The sequence below is a fragment of the Burkholderia sp. Bp8984 genome (assembly GCF_003853755.1).
Lineage (GTDB): Bacteria > Pseudomonadota > Gammaproteobacteria > Burkholderiales > Burkholderiaceae > Burkholderia.
Genome location: NZ_QTQN01000031.1, coordinates 16,942 through 37,492, shown reverse-complemented (window position 1 = coordinate 37,492; position 20,551 = coordinate 16,942). Strand labels below are relative to the sequence as shown.

Annotated in this window: 19 protein-coding genes; 13 read left to right on the top strand and 6 right to left on the bottom strand. The window is 66.6% G+C overall.

Annotation, left to right across the window (positions count from 1 at the left end; genetic code table 11):
* Positions 1-30 precede the first annotated feature (30 nt).
* Positions 31-1,329 carry a glutamyl-tRNA reductase gene (gene hemA, locus DID98_RS26760; RefSeq protein ID WP_044845898.1) on the bottom strand — a complete coding sequence of 433 codons (1,299 nt, stop codon included), beginning with the start codon at positions 1,327-1,329 and terminating at the stop codon, positions 31-33.
* Positions 1,330-1,355: 26 nt separating this feature from the next.
* Complete coding sequence (locus DID98_RS26755; protein WP_124487893.1) at positions 1,356-2,117, bottom strand: response regulator transcription factor; 762 nt, start codon at positions 2,115-2,117, stop codon at positions 1,356-1,358.
* 171 nt (positions 2,118-2,288) lie between these two features.
* Between DID98_RS26755 and DID98_RS26750 the strand changes: the two genes are divergently transcribed.
* The 4 genes from DID98_RS26750 to DID98_RS26735 all read left to right on the top strand — a co-directional run bounded on the left by DID98_RS26750 (position 2,289) and on the right by DID98_RS26735 (position 5,614).
* Positions 2,289-2,543 (top strand): hypothetical protein, encoded by a 255-nt coding sequence (locus tag DID98_RS26750; protein ID WP_124487894.1) that lies wholly within the window; start codon positions 2,289-2,291, stop codon positions 2,541-2,543.
* An 18-nt stretch (positions 2,544-2,561) separates the two neighbouring features.
* A complete protein-coding gene (locus tag DID98_RS26745; RefSeq protein WP_124487895.1) occupies positions 2,562-4,376 on the top strand; it encodes an aminopeptidase P family protein in 1,815 nt (604 codons plus the stop codon).
* 66 nt (positions 4,377-4,442) lie between these two features.
* Positions 4,443-4,994, top strand: coding sequence for a cysteine hydrolase family protein (locus tag DID98_RS26740; RefSeq protein ID WP_124571709.1), 552 nt, complete (start codon positions 4,443-4,445; stop codon positions 4,992-4,994).
* The gene (locus DID98_RS26735) at positions 4,991-5,614 is read left to right on the top strand and encodes an HAD family hydrolase (RefSeq protein ID WP_124571708.1); all 624 of its coding nucleotides are present in this window, start codon (positions 4,991-4,993) and stop codon (positions 5,612-5,614) included. The genes DID98_RS26740 and DID98_RS26735 overlap by 4 nt, the downstream gene beginning before the upstream one ends.
* 130 nt (positions 5,615-5,744) lie before the next feature.
* Here DID98_RS26735 and ettA read toward each other — a convergent pair whose 3' ends face one another.
* From ettA to gcvA, 3 genes are all read right to left on the bottom strand, one after another.
* Positions 5,745-7,412 (bottom strand): energy-dependent translational throttle protein EttA, encoded by a 1,668-nt coding sequence (gene ettA, locus DID98_RS26730; protein ID WP_044845892.1) that lies wholly within the window; start codon positions 7,410-7,412, stop codon positions 5,745-5,747.
* A gap of 189 nt (positions 7,413-7,601) precedes the next feature.
* Positions 7,602-7,910: a DUF3761 domain-containing protein gene (locus DID98_RS26725; protein WP_124571707.1), complete on the bottom strand. Its 309-nt coding sequence runs from the start codon at positions 7,908-7,910 to the stop codon at positions 7,602-7,604.
* A gap of 113 nt (positions 7,911-8,023) precedes the next feature.
* Positions 8,024-8,941: a transcriptional regulator GcvA gene (gcvA, locus tag DID98_RS26720; RefSeq protein ID WP_124522185.1), complete on the bottom strand. Its 918-nt coding sequence runs from the start codon at positions 8,939-8,941 to the stop codon at positions 8,024-8,026.
* A 193-nt stretch (positions 8,942-9,134) separates the two neighbouring features.
* Here gcvA and DID98_RS26715 point away from each other — a divergent pair, with 193 nt between their 5' ends.
* The 6 genes from DID98_RS26715 to DID98_RS26690 all read left to right on the top strand — a co-directional run bounded on the left by DID98_RS26715 (position 9,135) and on the right by DID98_RS26690 (position 15,095).
* Positions 9,135-10,454, top strand: coding sequence for an MFS transporter (locus tag DID98_RS26715; RefSeq protein WP_124571706.1), 1,320 nt, complete (start codon positions 9,135-9,137; stop codon positions 10,452-10,454).
* Positions 10,455-10,557: 103 nt separating this feature from the next.
* A complete protein-coding gene (locus tag DID98_RS26710) occupies positions 10,558-10,902 on the top strand; it encodes an MmcQ/YjbR family DNA-binding protein (protein WP_124571705.1) in 345 nt (114 codons plus the stop codon).
* A 38-nt stretch (positions 10,903-10,940) separates the two neighbouring features.
* Positions 10,941-11,135, top strand: a complete 195-nt coding sequence (locus DID98_RS26705) for a hypothetical protein (protein ID WP_124571704.1) — start codon at positions 10,941-10,943, stop codon at positions 11,133-11,135.
* A gap of 223 nt (positions 11,136-11,358) precedes the next feature.
* Entirely contained in the window at positions 11,359-12,750 is a 1,392-nt protein-coding gene (gene gabP, locus DID98_RS26700) for a GABA permease (protein ID WP_044845887.1), read from the top strand.
* 374 nt (positions 12,751-13,124) lie between these two features.
* Positions 13,125-13,994, top strand: coding sequence for an alpha/beta fold hydrolase (locus DID98_RS26695; protein WP_124571703.1), 870 nt, complete (start codon positions 13,125-13,127; stop codon positions 13,992-13,994).
* A 39-nt stretch (positions 13,995-14,033) separates the two neighbouring features.
* Entirely contained in the window at positions 14,034-15,095 is a 1,062-nt protein-coding gene (locus DID98_RS26690; RefSeq protein ID WP_124487904.1) for a radical SAM protein, read from the top strand.
* A 76-nt stretch (positions 15,096-15,171) separates the two neighbouring features.
* On the opposite strand, the gene ychF is transcribed toward DID98_RS26690, so the two are convergent.
* Entirely contained in the window at positions 15,172-16,266 is a 1,095-nt protein-coding gene (gene ychF / locus DID98_RS26685; RefSeq protein ID WP_059532716.1) for a redox-regulated ATPase YchF, read from the bottom strand.
* A 247-nt stretch (positions 16,267-16,513) separates the two neighbouring features.
* On the opposite strand from ychF, the gene DID98_RS26680 reads away from it, so the two are divergent.
* From DID98_RS26680 to DID98_RS26670, 3 genes are all read left to right on the top strand, one after another.
* A complete protein-coding gene (locus DID98_RS26680; RefSeq protein ID WP_124487905.1) occupies positions 16,514-17,692 on the top strand; it encodes a UbiH/UbiF family hydroxylase in 1,179 nt (392 codons plus the stop codon).
* Between the two features lie 90 nt (positions 17,693-17,782).
* The gene (locus DID98_RS26675; protein ID WP_044845883.1) at positions 17,783-18,511 is read left to right on the top strand and encodes a DsbC family protein; all 729 of its coding nucleotides are present in this window, start codon (positions 17,783-17,785) and stop codon (positions 18,509-18,511) included.
* Between the two features lie 126 nt (positions 18,512-18,637).
* A complete protein-coding gene (locus DID98_RS26670) occupies positions 18,638-20,437 on the top strand; it encodes a M61 family metallopeptidase (RefSeq protein ID WP_124571702.1) in 1,800 nt (599 codons plus the stop codon).
* Positions 20,438-20,551 lie beyond the last annotated feature (114 nt).

Here is a 20,551-nt window from a genome sequence, read left to right as displayed (position 1 = left end):
GCGGCCGGCGGCAGGGGCAACCGGCCGGCGCTAGTGGCCGGACTGGTCGTTCGAGCGCGGCGCGTGCTGGTAGAAGCCGCGCATCAGGTCGATCAGCGAATCGCGGTCGGTGCCGTTCACGCGGTTGAGCGCGCTCGTCGGGCCGTGGATCAGCTTGTTGGTGAGCGCCTGCGACAGCGCTTCGAGGACGGCGGCCGGATCGTCGCCGCGCGCGAGCAGCTTCTGCGCCTTCTCGACTTCCGCGCGGCGCAGCGCGTCGGCCTGCGTATGCATGTGACGGATCACCGGCACGACGCTGCGCGTGTCGAGCCACTGCATGAAGTTCTGCACGCGGGTTTCGATGATCGTCTCGGCTTGTGCAACCGCGGCCTGGCGCGATGCGTTGCCTTCGCGCACGATCGCACCGAGATCGTCGACGGTGTAGAGGAACACGTCCTTCAGCTTGCCGACTTCCGGCTCGATGTCGCGCGGTACCGCGAGGTCGACCATGAAGATCGGCCGGTGGCGGCGCGCCTTCACCGCACGTTCGACCGCGCCGAGGCCGATGATCGGCAGCGTCGACGCGGTGCACGACACGATGATGTCGAATTCGTGCATGCGGGCCGGCAGGTCCGACAACGGCATCGCGCGGCCGTTGAAACGTTCGGCGAGCCGCTGGCCGCGTTCGGCCGTGCGGTTCGCGACGACGAGCTCGCGCGGGCTCTGCGCGGCGAAGTGCGTCGCGCACAGCTCGATCATCTCGCCGGCGCCGATGAACAGCACGCGCTGATCCGACACTTTTTCGAAGATGCGCTGCGCGAGGCGGACCGCGGCGGCGGCCATCGACACCGACTGCGCGCCGATCTCGGTCGTGCCGCGCACTTCCTTCGCGACGGCGAACGTGCGCTGGAACAGCTGGTTCAGATAGGTGCCGAGCGCGCCGGCTTCCGTCGCGGTGCGCACCGCATCCTTCATCTGGCCCAGGATCTGCGTTTCGCCGAGCACCATCGAATCGAGACCCGACGCGACGCGGAATGCGTGCCGGACCGCTTCCGATTGCGGCAGCGCATAGACGTGCGGGGCGAGTTCGTCGACCGGAATCTGGTGGTACTCCGACAGCCAGCGAATCGCACCCTCGCGGGCGGCCCGATCGTCGGTCGCGCAATAGAGTTCGGTGCGGTTGCAGGTGGAGAGGATTGCCGCTTCGGGCGCATTCGGCGCCTGGGGGCCGAGGAACACGTTCTTGAACGTGACGAGAGCCGGCTTGATTTGCTCGAGCGGAAACGCCACGCGTTCGCGCAGGGCGACAGGCGCAGTGTGGTGGTTGATTCCGATCGTGAGGAGTTGCATATCGAGGGCTATCGTTTAGCCCCATATTATAGCGTTTCAGCGATTTCCTCACTTGCGGCATACCGGGCATCGGCGTGGCGCGGCCTCGAATTTGGGGGCTCGATCGGCACGCGGTCGAGCTGGTAGCCGTAGCCGTAGAGCGGCAGAAGCCGGTAGCCGTGCTCCGGAAGCAGCCGCAGCTTGCTGCGCAGCCGGGACGCATGGGTGTCGAGCGTGCGCGACTTCATGTCGCGGCGGCGGCCCCACACCGTTTCGAGGATATGGGCGCGCGACACGGGCCGCGACAGGTTCGCGAACAGCAGCTGTGCGAAGCGGAACTCCTTCGGCGTGAGCGCGACGATCGCATCGCCGAAGCGCACGAGGCTGTGGGTCGCATCGAACGCGTATTCTCCATACATTTCGCGCGAGCGATTCGGCGGCCGCCGGACACCTGCGCGCCGGCTCAGCGCGTTGACGCGTGCGAGCAGCTCGGGGCCGCTCACCGGGCGCACGAGGCAGTCGTCGGCCCCAGCGTGCAGGCACGACACGACTTCGCTTTCGCGCGGCAGCTGCATCACGGCGATGGCCGGCAGCCCGGGCAGGATCGCCTGCGCCCGCGGAATGACTTCCTCGGCCGGCTGGTCGCCGGCCCAGTTGCCGATGATCAGCATGTCGCAGGTATCGGTGGCGAGCCACTCGAAGAATGCCGCGCTGGACGGAAACGCGTGGCACACATGGCCGCCGGCGAACAGCAGGCGGTTCAGGAGCGCAGCATGATGCGCCTCCGGATCGATGAGAGCGATTCGCATGAGGATTTCTTCAATACGCCTGCGGGCGCGCGCTTGCCATAACGTCGGGTCGGCCCCTACACTCGAATGTTCGCGGCGCCCGGCTGGTCTCGGGTTCGATGGATGAATCGATGCTAGCCGCTGGCAACGTTCACGCCTATGGGACGAATCTGAATTTATAGAAGGCGTCGAATGAACTGGTTTGGAATCCTTGTCCTGGGAGCGGCCGTCGGGCTGTTCGGCCGGTGGCTGCATCCGATGCGGCGCACGGGCCGGCCGGCATGGTGGATCGTGGTGCTGGTCGGCATCGCAAGCGCCGCCGCCGCGCGCATGGCCGGCAATCTCTCTGGACTGTTTTACGACGGCGAAACGCTCGAATGGCCGGTCTGCACCGGTGTCGCGTTCCTCGCCGTAGCCGTGACGGTCGCCGTGTCGGCCCGTCGCTGAACGCTCTCAGGTGAAATCATGAATGCCCGTCTCCCCGAAGTCTCGTCGGTGCCGGCCCGCCTCGCGCTGCTGCGCGGCGCGATGGTCCGCGAGGATCTGGCCGCCTATCTCGTGCCGTCCGCCGATCCTCACCTGTCCGAGTACCTGCCCGAGCGCTGGCAGGCGCGACGCTGGCTGTCCGGCTTCACGGGCTCGGTCGGCACGCTGGTCGTGACCGCGGATTTCGCGGGCTTGTGGGTCGACAGCCGCTACTGGGTGCAGGCCGAGGCCGAACTCGCAGGCACGGGCGTCCAGCTGATGAAGATGACGGGCGGGCAGCAGAGTGCGCCGCACGTCGACTGGCTCGCGCAGAACGTGCCGGCCGGGGCGACGGTCGGCGTCGACGGCGCCGTGCTCGGCGTCGCGGCGGCACGCGCGCTGACGGCCGCGCTGAGCGCGCGCGGCATCGCGCTGCGCACCGATCTCGACCTGCTCGACGCGATCTGGCCGGAGCGCCCGGGGCTGCCGGGAGACGCGGTGTTCGAGCACGTGGCGCCGCAGGCCGACACGACGCGCGCGAGCAAGCTCGCCGAAGTGCGCCGCGCGATGCACGCGCAGGGCGCGCAATGGCATTTCGTGTCGACGCTCGACGATCTCGCGTGGCTGTTCAACCTGCGCGGCGCCGACGTCAACTTCAACCCGGTGTTCGTCGCGCACGCGATGATCGGGGCCGATCGCGCGACGCTGTTCGTCGCCGACGGCAAGGTGTCGCCGGCGCTGGCCGCGTCGCTCGCGCAGGACGGCGTCGAGGTCCGCGCGTACGACGCCGCGCGCGCGTCGCTCGCGGCGCTGCCCGACGGCGCGACGCTGCTGATCGATCCGCGCCGCGTGACGTTCGGCACGCTCGAGGCCGTGCCGGCCGGCGTGAAACTGATCGAGGCCGTGAACCCGTCGACGTTCGCGAAGTCGCGCAAGACGTCCGCCGAGATCGAGCACGTGCGCGTGACGATGGAGCACGACGGCGCCGCGCTCGCAGAATTCTTTGCGTGGTTCGAGCAGGCGGTGAACCGCGAGACGATCACCGAGCTGACGATCGACGAGCAACTCACGGCCGCGCGCGCACGGCGCCCCGGCTACGTGTCACCGAGCTTCGCGACGATCGCCGGCTTCAACGCGAACGGTGCGATGCCGCACTATCGCGCGACGCCCGAGTCGCACGCGACGATCGCCGGCGACGGCCTGCTGCTCGTCGATTCGGGCGGCCAGTACACGACCGGCACCACCGACATCACGCGCGTCGTGCCGGTCGGCACGGTCAGCGACCTGCAGCGCCGCGATTTCACGATCGTGCTGAAGTCGATGATGGCGCTGTCGCGCGCACGCTTCCCGCGCGGCATCCGCTCGCCGATGCTCGACGCGATCGCGCGCGCGCCGATGTGGGCGGCCGGGCTCGACTACGGCCACGGCACCGGTCACGGCGTCGGCTACTTCCTGAACGTGCACGAGGGTCCGCAGGTCATCTCGCACTACGCGCCGGCCGAGCCGTACACGGCGATGGAAGAGGGGATGATCACGTCGATCGAGCCGGGCGTGTACCGGCCCGGCAAATGGGGCATCCGGATCGAAAACCTGGTCGTGAATCGCGCGGGCGGGCAGACCGAATTCGGCGATTTCCTCGCGTTCGAGACGCTGACGCTGTGCCCGATCGACACGCGCTGCGTGCTGATCGAGATGCTGCATGAAGAAGAACGCGCGTGGCTGAACGCGTATCACGCGACCGTGCGCGAGCGCGTCGGCCGGCACGTGAGCGGCGACGCGAAGGCGTGGCTCGACGCGCGCACGCAGCCGATCTGACGCGACGCGCAATACACGACAGATACCGGCCGCGCGACGGCCGGACCACGACGGAGAGGGCAATCGATGGCAGACACCGCAGTGATCGTGATCGACATGCAGCGGGGGCTGGTGCAGCGGGCGCGGCCCGCGTACCGGCTCGACGACGTCGTGTCGGGCATCAACCGGCTGACGGCGGCGGCACGTGCGGCAAACGTGCCCGTGTGCTTCGTGCAGCACGACGGCGATGCGGACGACGACATCGTGCCCGGCACGCCCGGCTGGGAACTGCATGAGGAACTGATCGTCGGTCGCGCCGACTGGCGCATCCGCAAGCAGGTGAGCGATTCGTTCCACGACACGCCGCTCGCCGCGCAGCTCGACGGCCACGGCATTCGTTCGGTGCTGATCTGCGGTTATGCGACCGAGTTCTGCGTCGATTCGGCCGCGCGCCGCGCGGCACTGCTCGGCTATCGGACGACCGTCGTGTCCGACCTGCACACGACGAACGAGCGCGCGCACCTGTCGGCCGCGCAGATCGTCGCGCATCATCACTTCGTGTGGGAAAACAATACGCTGTCGGGCAATGCGGTGACGCCGCGTCCGCTCGCCGACGTGCTCGCCACGGAGTTCGCATGACGATCAAGGCGGTGGTGTTCGATTTCGGCGGCGTGCTGATCGACTGGAGCCCCGAGTACCTGTACCGGCAGCTGATTCCGGACGAAGCCGAGCGCCGCTGGTTCCTCACGCACGTGTGCGCGATGGACTGGGTGATCCGGCAGGACGGCGGGCAGACGATCGACGAAGGGACGAGCGAGCTGGTCGCGAAGTTTCCGGCGCACGAGACGCTGATCCGCGCGTTCTACGCGCGCTGGCACGAGATGATCGGCGGCGTGCTCGACGAAGGCGCCGCGCTCGTCGACCGGCTCGATGCGCAGGGGATGCCGCTCTTCGGGCTGACCAACTGGTCCGCGCAGACCTTTCCGTATGCGTGGGACAACTTCCCGGTGCTGCGGCGCTTCAAGGACATCGTCGTGTCGGGCCGCGTGAAGCTCGTGAAACCCGATCCGGCGATCTACCGCGAGATGCATGCGCGGATCGATCCGCACCTGCCGGGCATTGCGCCGCATGAGCTCGTGTTCATCGACGACAACGCGAAGAATGCCGCGGCCGCGACGGCACTCGGCTGGCATGGCATTCATCACACGAGCGCGGCCGCGACCGAGGCGCGTTTGCGCGAGCTGGGCGCGCTCGCGTAGGCGTCGCGCAGGACCGCCGGATGAAAAAAGCGGGCCATGAGCCCGCTTTTTCGTTCTGCCGATCTGGAAGCGGCCGCGTTCGGCACCCGGCGTCGTGTCGCCGCGTCGCCGGATGCACGGGCCGCGCCACTTAGCGGCTGATCGGCTTGTAGCGCAGGCGCTTCGGCTTCGCGGCTTCCTCGCCGAGGCGCGCACGCTTGTCGGCTTCGTATTCCTGGTAGTTGCCGTCGAAGAACGTGACCTGCGAATCGCCTTCGAACGCGAGGATGTGCGTCGCGATCCGGTCGAGGAACCAGCGATCGTGCGAGATCACCATCACCGAGCCGGCGAATTCGAGCAACGCGTCTTCCAGCGCGCGCAGCGTTTCGACGTCGAGGTCGTTCGACGGTTCGTCGAGCAGCAGCACGTTGCCGCCGGAGATCAGCGTCTTCGCGAGGTGCAGGCGGCCGCGTTCGCCGCCCGACAGGTTGCCGACGATCTTCTGCTGGTCGCCGCCCTTGAAGTTGAAGCGGCCGATGTACGCCCGCGACGGCGTTTCGTACTTGCCGACCGTCAGCACATCGGCGCCGCCCGAGATTTCCTCGAACACCGTCTTCGAGCCGTCGAGCGCATCGCGGCTCTGGTCGACGTACGCGAGCTTCACGGTCGGGCCCATCACGACTTCGCCCGAATCCGGCTGTTCCTTGCCGGTCAGCATCTTGAACAGCGTCGACTTGCCGGCGCCGTTCGGGCCGATGATGCCGACGATCGCGCCGGCCGGAATCTTGAAGTTCAGGTTGTCGATCAGCAGGCGGTCGCCGAACGACTTGCTGACGTTCTTGAACTCGATCACTTCATTGCCGAGGCGGTCGCCGACCGGAATGAAGATTTCCTGCGTTTCGTTGCGCTTCTGGTATTCCTGGCTGTTCAGCTCCTCGAAGCGCGCGATACGCGCCTTCGACTTCGCCTGGCGGCCCTTCGGGTTCTGGCGCACCCACTCCAGTTCCTTCTTGATCGCCTTCTGGCGCGCCGATTCCGACGCTTCTTCCTGCTTCAGGCGCTCTTCCTTCTGGTCGAGCCAGCTGCTGTAGTTGCCCTTCCACGGAATGCCGTGGCCGCGGTCGAGTTCGAGAATCCACTCGGCCGCGTTGTCGAGGAAATAGCGATCGTGCGTGACGGCGACGACGGTGCCCGGGAAGCGCACCAGGAACTGCTCGAGCCAGTCGACCGATTCCGCGTCGAGGTGGTTGGTCGGTTCGTCGAGCAGCAGCATGTCCGGCTTCTCGAGCAGCAGCTTGCACAGCGCGACGCGGCGTTTTTCACCGCCCGACAGATGCTCGATCTTCGCGTCCCACGCCGGCAGGCGCAGCGCGTCGGCGGCCACTTCGAGCTGCTGCTCGGGGCTGCCGCCGTCGCTCGACGCGAGGATCGCTTCGTATTTCGCCTGCTCGGCCGCGAGCGCGTCGAAGTCGGCGTCCGGTTCCGCATAGGCCGCGTAGATTTCCTCGAGCTTCTTGTTCGCCTGGAACAGGTCGCCGAGGCCTTCCTCGACGGCTTCGCGCACCGTCTTCGTCGGATCGAGCTGCGGTTCCTGCGGCAGGTAGCCGATGTTCAGGTTCGGCATCGGCGTCGCTTCGCCTTCGATGTCCTTGTCGACGCCCGCCATGATGCGGATCAGCGTCGACTTGCCCGAGCCGTTCAGGCCGAGCACGCCGATCTTCGCGCCGGGAAAGAACGACAGCGAGATGTCCTTCAGGATCTGGCGCTTGGGCGGCACGATCTTGCCGACCCGGTTCATCGTGAAAACGTATTGGGCCATTTGGGTGTGAAACTCAGAAAGGGTTGAGACTGCCGCGCAGCGCATCGGCGTGCGTGGCGTCGGGTGATTCGGTACGGAGCGTGCCGCGCGGGGCGCGGCGGTGTCGCCGCGGGTTGGCGGCGCGAGCGCGTATTGTACTTCGGCGCCGGCTGCCGCTGGCACCGCGCTGGCCATTCGGCCGACCCGCGTTCACAGCCATCCGGCGACGCCACCGTGCCCGGAGCAGGTGCCGCGCCGATGGCGGCTGAAGCTGTACGTGCCGTCGCGGCAGCGCGCGCTCGCGCCCTCGGGCACGCGGCCCGATTTCGAATGCGCCGGTGCATGGACGGTGTCGCCGTCGCGATTGCGGTACGTGTCGTGCCGGTCGAGGTCCGCTTCGCTGCCGTAGCCGGGCGACGCGCGATAGGCGTGCGCCGCGGGCGGCAGGGCGGCGCACGCGACGAGCAGCGCGGCCGACAGGGTTGCGATGCGTGTCGCGCGGCGGAGCAGGGCTGGCATGGTCTCTCTGCGGATGTCGTTGTCCGTTGCCGGTGGCTGGCGGGCCGACGGCCCGGGCCGCATGTTAGCCGATCGGCTCGAGATCGTTGCCGCCGCCCCGCGCTGCAGCGACGCTACGCCGTGCCCGTCATCGATGCCGCGCCGTCGGCCTGGGCGGCCTCTAGAATCCACCGGCGGAACGCGGCGACTTTCGCGCGCTCCGCATGATGCGGCGGATAGACGAGGTAGTACGCGAAGTCGTCGAGCCACGCGACGTCGGCAAGCTGCACGAGCCGGCCGCTCGCGAGCTCGCCGCGCACCATCGCCGCCGGCAGCAGGCCGGCGCCCTGGCCGGCGAGGATCGCCTGCAGCAACAGACTGGAATCGTCGAACGCGGGGCCGCGCGGCGGCCCGAAATCGGCGATTCGCTGCGCGTCGAACCAGATGTGCCAGCCCTTGCGTTCGGCGTCGTGCAGATGCGGCCATCCGGCCAGGTCGGCGGGCGTGGCCGGCATGCCCAGCCGCGCGACGAGTTCCGGCGCCGCAAGCGCGACGATCTCCACGGTCAGCAGCCGTTCGCTGCACAGCCCGATGTAGCGGCCGAGACCGTGGCGGATCGCGACGTCGACGCCGTCGCGCGAGAAATCGGCGAGCGCATGGCTCGCGACGATCTGCAGGTCGACGTCCGGGCATGCGTCGCGGAACTGCGCGAGGCGCGGCACGAGCCATGCGGATGCGAAAAACGGCGTGACGCTCACCGTCAGCACGCCGCTGTCGGCGGCGCCCGACACGCGCTGCGACGCGTCGGCGATTTGCCGGAACGCGTTGCGCACGGGCGGCAGATAGTCGCGGCCCGCGGCGGTCAGCAGGATGCCGCGGTTCACGCGCTCGAACAGTTGCACGCCGAGATGGGTCTCGAGCGTGCGGATCAGCTGGCTCACCGCGCCGGGCGTGACCGACAGCTCTTCCGCTGCCGATTTCACCGACAGGTGGCGGGCCGCCGCCTCGAACGCGCGCAACGCGTTGAGCGGTGGCAGACGGGAACGGTTCATTGAGTTTTTCTAAAGCGAAAGGCCGACGAAATATCGTTTGAGGCAATGCATGCGCGCGAGTACCGTTGTCGCATCGGATCGGATTCGTCACGACTGACTTGCGGCGGTCGATGCGATCAACATAGTTCAACTATATCCATGAGGCAATCCGGACGCCGCGCGGCGTCCGGCGGAACCTGAGAGGAGCATCGTCATGAGCGGCCCGCGCGCGTCGCGCGTCTTCTACGGCTGGTATGTGGTGGCGGCCGCGTTCGCCGTCACGTTCGTCGGCTTCGGCAGTGCGTACACGTTCAGCGCGTTCGTCGAAGCGCTGCAGCGGGATTTCGCCGCATCGCGCGGGCAGATCTCGCTCGTGTTCTCGCTGGCCGGCTTCCTGTATTTCGGCTTCGGCATCGTCAGCGGCCCGCTTGCCGATCGTTTCGGCTCACGGCGGTTCGCCGTCACCGGCATGTTGCTGACGGCGGCGGGTCTCGCGGCGGCCGGCGCCGCGCATACGCTGCTGCAGGTCTATGTCGCGTACGGGCTCGGTGTCGGCCTCGGCGTCGGCTGCGCGTATGTGCCGGCCGTCGGCGCCGTGCAGCGCTGGTTCGTGCGGCGGCGCGGCTTCGCGTCGGGGCTCGCGGTCGCGGGAATCGGCGTCGGCACGCTCGTGATGCCGCCGCTCGCCTCCGCGCTGATCGCGCACGTCGGCTGGCGCGGCGCCTATTTCACGCTTGCGGCGCTCGCGGTCGCGATCGGCGCCGGGATGTCGCTGCTGATCGAGAACGACCCGCGCGGGCGCGGGCTGTTGCCGGACGGGGAGGCCGTGCATCCGGCCGCCGGCGGAGGCTTGCCGAAAGCGGGCGGGCACACGGCAGGGGCCGCGGGCGCCGTGAACGCTGTGGATCGCGCGCGGGCTGCCGTAGCGGCGCCCACCGGCGCGACGCTGCGCGAGGCCGTCACGTCGCGACCGTTCGCGAGCCTATACGCGGCGTGCCTCGTGTGCTCGTTCGGCGTCTTCGTGCCGTTCGTGCACCTCGTGCCGTATGCGCTCGATCATGGCGTCGCATCGTCGACGGCCGTGCTGCTGCTCGGCGCGATCGGCGTCGGCAGCACGGCTGGGCGCTTCTTTCTCGGTGGCCTCGCCGACCGCTTCGGCCGCCGCGCATCGCTGCTCGCGATGTTCGCGGGCATGGCCGTCGCGCTCGTCGCGTGGGCCGGCGCCGGCAGCGTCGCGACGCTGGCCGCGTTCGCACTCGTGTTCGGCGTGTTCTACGGCGGCTGGGTCGCCGTGCTGCCCGCCGTCGTGATGGACTACTTCGGCGGCCGCAACGTGAGCGCGATCATCGGCGTGCTGTACACGAGCATCGCGTTCGGCACGCTGATCGGGCCGGCTGCGGCCGGTTTCATCTACGACGCGGGTGGCGGTTATCTCGTGCCGATCCTGGCCAGCGCGGCCGCCAATGCGATCGCGTTCGCGATCGTCGCCACCACCGGACGCGCGCAGATGGCCGTGCGCGCGGCCGGCCGCTAGACGCGCGTCGCCCGCTGCAAGGCACGGTGCCTTCCAGCTAGGCGCGATCTACGATTTCCGTTACGGTGGCCGGATCTCGATCATCGACGGCTGGAGGCGCATCGTGACATTCGACGAAGTGCGGCAGATCGCGCTGGCATGGCGCGGCGTCGAGGAGGGGACGTCGTACGGCACGCCCGCACTCAAGGTGAAGGGCAAGATGCTCGCGCGCCTGCGCGAGGACGGCGATACGCTCGTCGTGAAGGGCGTCGGCCCCGACGAGCGCGCGTGGCTGATCGAAGCGGAACCCGACGTGTATTACCTGACCGACCACTATGCGGGCTGGCCGATCGTGCTGGTGCGCCTGTCGGCCGCGCATCCCGACGCCGTGAGAAACCTGCTTCTGCGCGAATGGCGCGCGATCGTGCCGGCCAAATGGCGCGACGCAGGGCCGGACGACGCTAACTGAGCCGCGCCGGCGCCGCACGCGATCCGCTTCGACGGAACGTGTTCACCATGATGCCGAGCGGGCACGCGCCGTCATCACTTGCCCGATCCGGCTGCCCGCAGGCGGACGCCGAACCGGATCATGCGTTGCATCGGTTCGCATCGATGCAACAAGTGGATCCATCGAAATTCTTCAATTGGTTCTTAGTGAAGAACCGTTTGATGCTTACACTCCTTCGCTTCGAAGGCGGCTGACCGACAGCCGACGGAAGGGGCGTACGCGATGCGCCGGCACCTCGTGCGCCGCATCGCACCCGCGGCTTCGCAGACTGCGTCGCGCACCGACCGGAACAGCTCGACCCGGCTTCCTGCCCGTATGCGCGCATGCGCGGCGGGCTGCCGGGTTCAACAACGACAACTCCCCGCCGCCTTCACGCGACACCCGGTCATACCGGAACCGTTTTTTGGAGAGAGACACATGAGTGGAAGCAAGACAGGCCTCGGCACGGGTCTGAAGCAGCGGCACGTGACGATGATGTCGATTGCCGGCGTCATCGGCGCGGGCTTGTTCGTCGGCTCCGGCCACGCAATCGCGGAAGCCGGCCCGGCTTCGATCCTCGCGTATGCGATCGCGGGCGTCCTGGTCGTGCTGGTGATGCGCATGCTCGGCGAGATGGCCGTCGCGCATCCGGACAGCGGTTCGTTCTCGACCTATGCCGATCGCGCGATCGGTCACTGGGCGGGCTTCTCCATCGGCTGGCTGTACTGGTGGTTCTGGGTGCTCGTGATCCCGATCGAGGCAACCGCTGCGGCTACCATCCTCAATGCGTGGTTCCCCGGCGTCGCGACCTGGATCTTCGCGCTCGGCATCACGCTGCTGCTGACGATCACCAACCTCTTCTCGGTCAAGAACTACGGCGAATTCGAATTCTGGTTCGCGCTGATCAAGGTTGTCGCGATCGTCGTGTTCCTGTGCATCGGCGGTGCGGCGATCGTCGGCATCGTGCCCGCGCCGGCCGTATCGGGCGTGTCGAACCTCTTCGCGCACCAGGGCTTCATGCCGAACGGCGCCGGCGCGGTGCTCGCGGCGATGCTGACGACGATGTTCTCGTTCCTCGGTACCGAGATCGTGACGATCGCGGCCGCCGAGTCGGACAACCCGCAACGCCAGATCGTGCGTGCGACCAATTCCGTCATCTGGCGTATCACGCTGTTCTATCTCGGCTCGATCCTCGTCGTCGCGGCGATCGTGCCGTGGAACGATCCGCTGCTGCCGAAGCACGGCTCGTATCAGCGTGCGATGGAGCTGATCGGCATTCCGAACGCGAAGGCGATCATCGACGTGATCGTGCTCGTGTCGGTCGCGAGCTGCCTGAATTCCGCGCTGTACACAGCATCGCGGATGCTGTTCTCGCTGTCCAAGCGCAAGGACGCACCTGCGTTCCTGCACAGCACCGATTCGACCGGTACGCCGCGTGCGGCCGTGCTGGCATCGACCGCATTCGGTTTCCTGACCGTGATCGCGAACTACCTGATGCCGGAGCAGGTGTTCGGCTTCCTGCTGGCGACGTCGGGTGCGATCGCGCTGCTCGTGTATCTCGTGATCGCGATCTCGCAGCTGCGGATGCGCAGGACGCTCGAATCGGGCGGCGCCGACCTGACGCTGCGGATGTGGCTGTTCCCGTGGCTCACGTGGGCGGTGATCCTGTTCATCTGCGGCACGCTGACCGTGATGTTCGTCAGCGAGGAACACCGGATGGAGGTCGGTGCGACGGCCGTGCTCGCGCTGCTCGTGCTGTTTGCGTCTTGGCTGAACAAGCGCGGTCGCGATGCGCGAGCGGGGGCGGGGCGGCGGGTGTCGGCGATGTGATGAAGTGACGATGCGGCAGCGGGCCTGAGCGTTCGCTGTCGGTTGGCGGAGAGGTTCCCGTCGTAACAAATGGCCTGATCGGCAAAAGCCGGTCCGGCCATTTGTCTTTCAGAACAAGCGGATGCCGTTTCCCGTGTCGACATGGATTTTTCGGCGACAGCGGCGGCATCGACATTTGTGGTCAAAAATCGAACTTGTCTGATTTCATTGGCGGCGGCGACTTAATACATTGATCACTTCGATAACCGGGGTGAATCGATGGGCGAATCGATTTGGAATCCTTTGTTATACGGCTGGATTCAGAAACCAGGCCGTAGGTTCGTTACCGAATACGGGGCGCATCTTCGCGTGTTCACCCTATCGAGCCCAGAGCGATGAGCGGGCGGCCGATACCCCGTGTACGCGCTGCATTTCATGCACGCGACGGTTTTCCCTTGGGGGGCACGTATTTTCCTGCGGCCGGTGCCACTTGTTTACCGGTACTCATTTGCCCTGCAACGGGCCTTCGCCAGTCCTTTTATTATCCATTCGCGGATTGGCTGCGCGCAACGGGATATTCGGTATTCGTATTCGATTATCGGGGGATGGGGGCGTCGCTCGACGCGCGTCACGTTCGCCAGTCGCGTGCCCGCAAACAAGACTGGGGGCAGCTTGACATGCCCGCAGCGCTTGACTGGCTTCTTCGAGAAACCGGCGCGAGCGAAGCGCATCTGATCGGTCATAGTGCCGGCGCACAACTGGTCGGACTGATGCCGAATCACGCGTCGGTACGCTCGCTGTGTGCGATATCCGCTTCATCCGGATACGTCGGCAACATCCGGTGGCCGAATCGAATTGCCGCATTGTCGCTGGCAAATGTCTACGTCCCGGTTACCGCACGTCTGCTCGGCTATGTGCCTGCCCGGGTGCTCGGCTGGGGCGACGATCTGCCTGCACGCGTCGGGCTTCAGTGGGCCCGATGGTGTCGCCGCCCCGGATACGTAGCGAACGAGTTCGGGGTCGGCATTGCGCGTCATTACTACAACGAATTCTCCGCTCCCGTCACCGTAGTCGCAGCGACTGACGATCCGCTCGCGACGCCGGCCAATATCGAAGACTGGCTGCGATGGTTGCCGCGAGCCAGATGTCACGTCCATTTCATCAGCCCGGAAAAATGCGATGGCCGAGCAATCGGTCACGTCGGCATGTTCCGCCGCCAGCATGCGTCGCTGTGGCCGGAACTCACCAGAGGATTGCTAAGTTGACGCTCAGGCCCGCTTGCGTCCTCAAATCAGGAGACCACGATGGACGATTCAATCGACATGAAGATGCGCTTCAAAGCAGTCAGAAACGAAGCGAGGGAGACGCGCGCGTCGCTTTACCATCTCACCAATCGATGCAATTTGCGCTGCAAGGGGTGCTGGTTCTTCGAAAACGAATTCGACGTCGCGTCGGATGAGTTGAACGATACGTTGCATCTCGAGGCACGCGTGAAGGATGAGGCGGCGCGTGGGATCAACGCGCCATTGCTGATAGGCGGCGAGCCCGCGCTTTATCTGGACCGGATAAGCGTGTTCAGGAAATACATGCCGAAGGTGTCCGTTTCGACAAACGGGCTTCGACGAATTCCTTACGAGGGTTTCGAAGATGTCACCATTGCGGTCTCGGTGTTCGGTGGCGGCCCGCTCGATGACGAACTACGCGCGATCGGCCCGAACGGAAAGCGTTTCACTGGCTTGTTCGACAAGGCGTTGGCTAATTATCGCGACGACGAACGGGCAGGTTTCGTCTTTGCCGTGTCGATCGATGGAATGGCTTATATCGAAGAAACGGTGCGCAGGATCCGGGATAACGGAAATCGACTGCTGTTCAATTACTACAGTCCATACGATGTTGCCGGGCCGCTTCGGCGACGTGGTGAGGAGCAACTCCTGAACGTATTGCTCGAATTGAAGGCCAAATACCCTGAAACCGTGGCGAGCCATCCGTACTACCTGGCAGCACTCATGCGTGGGGAAACCGCCTGGGGAACATTCGGCTATGCCAGTTGCCCGAGTGTCAGCGAAGGTCATCCGCAGAATGCGGAACGGTTTGCCTCGGGGTGGCCCGCGTTGCCGAAATTCAACGCGTATCGCGCAGACCTGCATACGCTGGCGCGCTGCTGTACTTCAGGAGAATGCGCGAAGTGTCGCGACAGCCAGGCCGTGATGTCGTGGTTGCTGGTTAACGCCAGGCATGTGCTGCAGGAAGCCGATGGACTCAGGACATGGACGGAGGTCGCGGAGAGCTATTTCAGTCAGTTCGTCTGGTCAAGTTACCATCCGCGCAACCGCGTTGGGCGCACGCCGGATTGCGCGATGCAGTAATGCGATGCAGTTGCCGGAATCGAAAATCAAAAAGCCCGCAAAATGCGGGCTTTGTGCATGGGTATCGGAGCGAGGTTCAGACGTTGAACAGGAAGTTCATCACATCCCCGTCGTGCACGACGTATTCCTTCCCTTCCGCGCGCATCTTCCCGGCTTCCTTCGCACCTTGTTCGCCCTTGTACGCGACGAAGTCGTCGAATGCGATCGTCTGCGCGCGAATGAAGCCGCGCTCGAAGTCCGTATGAATCACGCCGGCCGCTTGCGGCGCCGTGTCGCCGATGTGGATCGTCCACGCGCGCACTTCCTTCACGCCCGCGGTGAAGTAGGTCTGCAGGCCGAGCAGCTTGAAGCCCGCGCGGATCACGCGGTCGAGGCCCGGCTCTTCCATGCCCATGTCGGCGAGGAACGCTTCCTTGTCCGCATCGTCGAGATCGGCGATTTCCGCCTCGATCGCCGCGCACACCGCGACCACCGGCGAGTTCTCGCTTTCCGCGTACTTGCGCACCGCTTCGAGGTGCGGGTTGTTCTCGAAGCCGTCGTCCTTCACGTTCGCGACGTACATCGCCGGCTTCGCGGTGATCAGGCAGAACGGCTTGAGCAGCGCCTGCTCGTCGTCCGACAGATCGAGGCCGCGCACGGCCTTGCCCTGGTCGAGGTGCGCGCGCACCTTCTCGAGCACCGCGGCGAGCTTCACCGCTTCCTTGTCGTTGCCGGACTTCGCGGCCTTCGAGTAGCGCGTGAGCGCCTTCTCGACGGTGCCGAGGTCGGCGAGCGCGAGTTCGGTGTTGATCACTTCGATGTCGTCGATCGGGCTGACCTTGCCGGCGACGTGGATGACGTTGTCGTCCTCGAAGCAGCGCACGACGTGCGTGATCGCATCGGTTTCGCGGATGTTCGCGAGGAACTGGTTGCCGAGGCCTTCACCCTTGCTCGCGCCCGCGACGAGGCCCGCGATGTCGACGAATTCGACGACGGCCGGCACGATGCGCTCGGGGTTGATGATCTCGGCGAGCGCCTTCAGGCGCGTGTCAGGCACTTCGACGATGCCGACGTTCGGCTCGATCGTGCAGAACGGGTAGTTCTCGGCGGCGATGCCGGCCTTGGTCAGCGCATTGAACAGGGTGGACTTGCCGACGTTGGGCAAGCCGACGATGCCGCATTTGAGACTCATGGAATCCTTCGGACGGGTGGAGCGGCGCGGCCGGACAAGGCACGGCGGCGCGGGAAAATAGGGACGGCCGGCGCGCGGGGCGCGGCGGGCCGACGTTCAAAGGCGCTATTGTACCGTGCCGACGCCCCGGTTTCCGGCCTTCACCCGAACGCCCGATGCGACGGGCCGCCGCGCTGCCGGACCCGCCTGCGATTCTGCTGATTTCCCGCAAAGTCCGGCCGCGTAAGGGATTGGCCCCACGGCTATAATGCCCGCCATGACTGCCCACCACACCTTCGACGTCGCCGTGGTCGGCGGCGGGCTCGTCGGCAAGACGGCCGCGCTCGCACTGACCCAGTCCGGCTACAAGACCGCCTTGCTCGCCCAGCCGGCCACGCCGCGCCCCGCCGATCTCGCGTTCGACACCCGCATCTACGCGCTGTCGTCCAGCTCGCAGGCATTGCTGGAGCGGCTGCGGGTCTGGCAGGCGCTCGACCATGGCCGGCTCGCGCCGGTGTACGACATGCGCGTGTACGGCGACGCGCACGCGGAGCTGCATTTCTCCGCGTACCAGGCATCCGTGCCGCAACTGGCCTGGATCGCCGAATCGTCGCTGATCGAGACGTCGCTGGACGCGGCGCTGCGGTTCCAGCCGAACCTCACGTGGTTCGACGCGCGTGCACAGGGCTTCGACGTGCGCGACGACGCGGCCGTGCTGACGCTGTCGTCGGGCAAGGTGCTCGAAGCGGACCTCGTGGTCGGCGCGGACGGCGCGCATTCGTGGGTGCGTTCTCAAATGGGGGCCAGGGTCGAGCGGCGCGATTACCGGCAGACGGGCGTCGTCGCGAACTTCAAGGCGTCGCTGCCGCACCGCGAGACGGCCTGTCAGTGGTTTCACGAAGGCGAGATCATTGCGTTGCTGCCGCTGCCGGACGGTCACGTGTCGCTCGTATGGTCCGCGCACACCGCGCATGCGGACGAACTGCTCGCGCTCGATCCCGCGCAGCTCGCGGCGGAAGTCGAGCGCGTGTCGCACGGCCAGGTCGGCACGCTGGAATGCGTGACGCCGGCGGCCGGCTTCCCGCTCGCGCTGCAGACCGTCGACAAGCTGATCGCCCCGCGCGTCGCGCTCGTCGGCGATGCCGCGCACCTGATCCATCCGCTCGCGGGGCAGGGGATGAACCTCGGGCTGCGCGACGTCGCGGCACTCGCCGATGCGATCGCGAACAAGGAGAGCTTCCGCAACCTCGGCGATACGGTGCTGCTGCGCCGCTACGAGCGCTCGCGCCGCGAGGACATCCGCGCACTGATGGTCGCGACCGACGGGCTGCAGCGGCTGTTCGCGGTTCCGGGCTCGTTCGCGAAGGCGGTCCGCAACGCGGGCATGGCGTTCGTCGGCGCGCAACCGCTCGTGAAGCGCTGGCTCGTGTCGGCCGCGCTCGGCTGAGCGAACCTTCGCGCCCTCGGCCTGTCGGACTGGGCTCCGTTACGGCGTACACTGTGACGTGCACTCCGATTGAGCTGAAGGAACGACAGTATGAAAAAAACGATCCGCATCGCATCGCTGGCGCTGGCCGTCACGATGGCGACGCTCGGCTGTACCGCGCAGGCCGACCAGACCACCGACAAGCTGAAAGCCACGCTGCAAGCGCGTCTCGGCAATGACGCGCCGATCAAGAGCGTGTCGAAGTCGCCCGTCGCGGGCCTGTACGAAGTGAACCTCGGCACGCAGATCATCTATAGCGATGCAGCCGGCGACTACGTGCTGCTCGGCGATCTCGTCGACACCAAGACGCACAAGAACCTGACCGACGCGCGCCTGTCCGACCTCAACAAGATCGACTTCGCGAGCCTGCCGCTCGCCAACGCGATCAAGGTCGTCAAAGGTAACGGCGCCCGCAAGATCGCGGTGTTCTCCGATCCGAACTGTCCGTACTGCAAGCGCCTCGAGACGACGCTGCAGTCGGTCGACAACGTGACCGTCTACACGTTCCTGTACCCGGTGCTGTCGCCCGATTCGACCACGAAGTCGAAGGCGATCTGGTGCGCGACCGACCGCGCGAAATCCTGGGAGGGCTGGATGCTCGACCATCGCGTGCCGACCGGCGCCGGCGCCTGCGATACGACCGCGCTCGACAAGAACCTCGCGCTCGGCCGCGGGATGAACGTCACCGGCACGCCGACGATCTTCCTGCCCGACGGCCGCCGCCTGCCGGGCGCGGTGTCGGCCGACCAGCTGAACCAGGCGCTCGCGTCGAGCAAGTAACCGGCGACACGCCGGACCGCATGGCCCGGCCAGCGAGGGGCGCCCGCGATCTCTGCCGGCGCCTCTCTTCGTTTTCGCCGCCATATTCCGTCTGATTTCCCGTCCGATTTTCGACCGATTGCCACGATGACCCAGCCGATCCGCTATTCGATTGCCCCGAAAGATCTTGCCGCGCACCTGTTCGAAGTGACGGTGACGGTCACCGATCCCGATCCCGAAGGCCAGCGCTTCTCGCTGCCGGTATGGATTCCGGGCAGCTACCTCGTGCGCGAGTTCGCGCGCAACATCGTGACGCTCGCCGCGTTCAACGACGCGGGCCGCAAGGTGCGGATCGCGAAAACCGACAAGAACACGTGGCAGGCCGCGCCGGTGAACGGCGCGCTGACGTTGCGCTATGACGTGTACGCATGGGACCTGTCGGTCCGCTCCGCGTATCTCGACGACTCGGGCGGCTTCTTCAACGCCACGGCCGTGTTCCTGTGCGCCGCCGGCCGCGAGGATGCGCCATGCGAGGTCGACATCGCGAAACCGGCGGGCCCGGCGTTTCGCACGTGGCGCGTCGGCACGTCGCTGCCCGAGGCACGCGGGACCAGGCGCTACGGGTTCGGCGCGTATCGCGCAGCGAACTACGACGAGCTCGCCGACCATCCGGTGACGATCGGCGAATTCGCGCTGGCGACGTTCGACGCGCACGGTGTGCCGCACGACATCGTGATCGCCGGGCGTGTGACGCAGCTCGACATGGAGCGGCTGCGTACCGACCTGAAGCGCGTGTGCGAAGCGCAGATCGCGCTGTTCGAACCGAAATCGAAGCAGGCGCCGATGGACCGCTACGTGTTCATGACGCTCGCGGTCAGCGACGGCTACGGCGGCCTCGAGCACCGTGCGTCGACCGCGCTGATCTGCAACCGCACCGACCTGCCGGTGAAGGGCCGGCCGGAAACGACGGAAGGCTATCGCACGTACCTCGGCCTTTGCAGCCACGAGTATTTCCATACGTGGAACGTGAAGCGCATCAAACCGGCCGCGTTCGTGCCGTACGACCTCGCGCGCGAAAACTACACGTCGCTGCTGTGGCTGTTCGAAGGCTTCACGTCGTATTACGACGACCTGATGCTGGTTCGCAGCGGACTGATGTCGCAGGACGAATATTTCGCGGCGCTCGGCCGTACCGTCGGCGGCGTGCTGCGCGGTACGGGGCGCCTGAAGCAGAGCGTCGCGGACAGCTCGTTCGACGCGTGGATCAAGTACTACCGTCAGGACGAGAACGCGACCAACGCGATCGTCAGCTATTACACGAAGGGTTCGCTCGTCGCGCTTGCGTTCGATCTCGCGATTCGCGCGCAGACGCGCAACCGCAAGTCGCTCGACGACGTGATGCGTCTGCTGTGGCAACGCTACGGCCGCGAGTTCTATCGCGGCAAGCAGGCGGGTGTCGAGGAAAACGAGGTCGAGACGCTGATCGAGGAAGCGACGGGCGTCGCGCTCGGCCGGCTGTTCGCCGACGCCGTGCACGGCACGCGCGACCTGCCGCTCGCCGACCTGCTCGCGCCGTTCGGCGTGACGCTCACGCCGGAGGTTGCAGCGGGTGCGACCGCGAAGCCGACCATCGGCGCGCGGCTGCGCGGCGGCGCGGACTGCACGCTGGCGGCGGTCTACGAAGGCGGCGGCGCGCATCGCGCGGGGCTGTCGGCGGGCGACACGCTGATCGCGCTCGACGGGCTGCGCGTCACCGGCACGAACCTCGACATGCTGCTCGCGCGTTACCGGCCGGGCGACAAGGTCGAGGTGCACGTATTCCGCCGCGACGAGCTGCGGACCGCGAAACTGAAACTGGACGGGCCGGAAATCGCGCGCTACCGGCTCGCGGCCGCCGCGAAACCGGCTGCCGCGCAGAAGGCCCGCGAAGCCTGGCTGAAGGGCTGAGCATGCACGGGCGGGTTTCGGGGCGCGATCATGGATTGTTCTGTTGCTGCAACAATCCGTCGCCCTGAACCCGCTTTTTCGCGGCCATGCGGCCACGCACAATGGCGTCACTCG

What these genes read in the sequence shown, in the direction of transcription:
- hemA (WP_044845898.1), bottom strand. Translation starts at nt 1,329, where the DNA reads ATGCAACTCCTCACGATCGGAATCAACCACCACACTGCGCCTGTCGCC.
- DID98_RS26755 (WP_124487893.1), bottom strand. Translation starts at nt 2,117, where the DNA reads ATGCGAATCGCTCTCATCGATCCGGAGGCGCATCATGCTGCGCTCCTG.
- DID98_RS26750 (WP_124487894.1), top strand. Translation starts at nt 2,289, where the DNA reads ATGAACTGGTTTGGAATCCTTGTCCTGGGAGCGGCCGTCGGGCTGTTC.
- DID98_RS26745 (WP_124487895.1), top strand. Translation starts at nt 2,562, where the DNA reads ATGAATGCCCGTCTCCCCGAAGTCTCGTCGGTGCCGGCCCGCCTCGCG.
- DID98_RS26740 (WP_124571709.1), top strand. Translation starts at nt 4,443, where the DNA reads ATGGCAGACACCGCAGTGATCGTGATCGACATGCAGCGGGGGCTGGTG.
- DID98_RS26735 (WP_124571708.1), top strand. Translation starts at nt 4,991, where the DNA reads ATGACGATCAAGGCGGTGGTGTTCGATTTCGGCGGCGTGCTGATCGAC.
- ettA (WP_044845892.1), bottom strand. Translation starts at nt 7,412, where the DNA reads ATGGCCCAATACGTTTTCACGATGAACCGGGTCGGCAAGATCGTGCCG.
- DID98_RS26725 (WP_124571707.1), bottom strand. Translation starts at nt 7,910, where the DNA reads ATGCCAGCCCTGCTCCGCCGCGCGACACGCATCGCAACCCTGTCGGCC.
- gcvA (WP_124522185.1), bottom strand. Translation starts at nt 8,941, where the DNA reads ATGAACCGTTCCCGTCTGCCACCGCTCAACGCGTTGCGCGCGTTCGAG.
- DID98_RS26715 (WP_124571706.1), top strand. Translation starts at nt 9,135, where the DNA reads ATGAGCGGCCCGCGCGCGTCGCGCGTCTTCTACGGCTGGTATGTGGTG.
- gabP (WP_044845887.1), top strand. Translation starts at nt 11,359, where the DNA reads ATGAGTGGAAGCAAGACAGGCCTCGGCACGGGTCTGAAGCAGCGGCAC.
- DID98_RS26695 (WP_124571703.1), top strand. Translation starts at nt 13,125, where the DNA reads ATGAGCGGGCGGCCGATACCCCGTGTACGCGCTGCATTTCATGCACGC.
- DID98_RS26690 (WP_124487904.1), top strand. Translation starts at nt 14,034, where the DNA reads ATGGACGATTCAATCGACATGAAGATGCGCTTCAAAGCAGTCAGAAAC.
- ychF (WP_059532716.1), bottom strand. Translation starts at nt 16,266, where the DNA reads ATGAGTCTCAAATGCGGCATCGTCGGCTTGCCCAACGTCGGCAAGTCC.
- DID98_RS26680 (WP_124487905.1), top strand. Translation starts at nt 16,514, where the DNA reads ATGCCCGCCATGACTGCCCACCACACCTTCGACGTCGCCGTGGTCGGC.
- DID98_RS26675 (WP_044845883.1), top strand. Translation starts at nt 17,783, where the DNA reads ATGAAAAAAACGATCCGCATCGCATCGCTGGCGCTGGCCGTCACGATG.
- DID98_RS26670 (WP_124571702.1), top strand. Translation starts at nt 18,638, where the DNA reads ATGACCCAGCCGATCCGCTATTCGATTGCCCCGAAAGATCTTGCCGCG.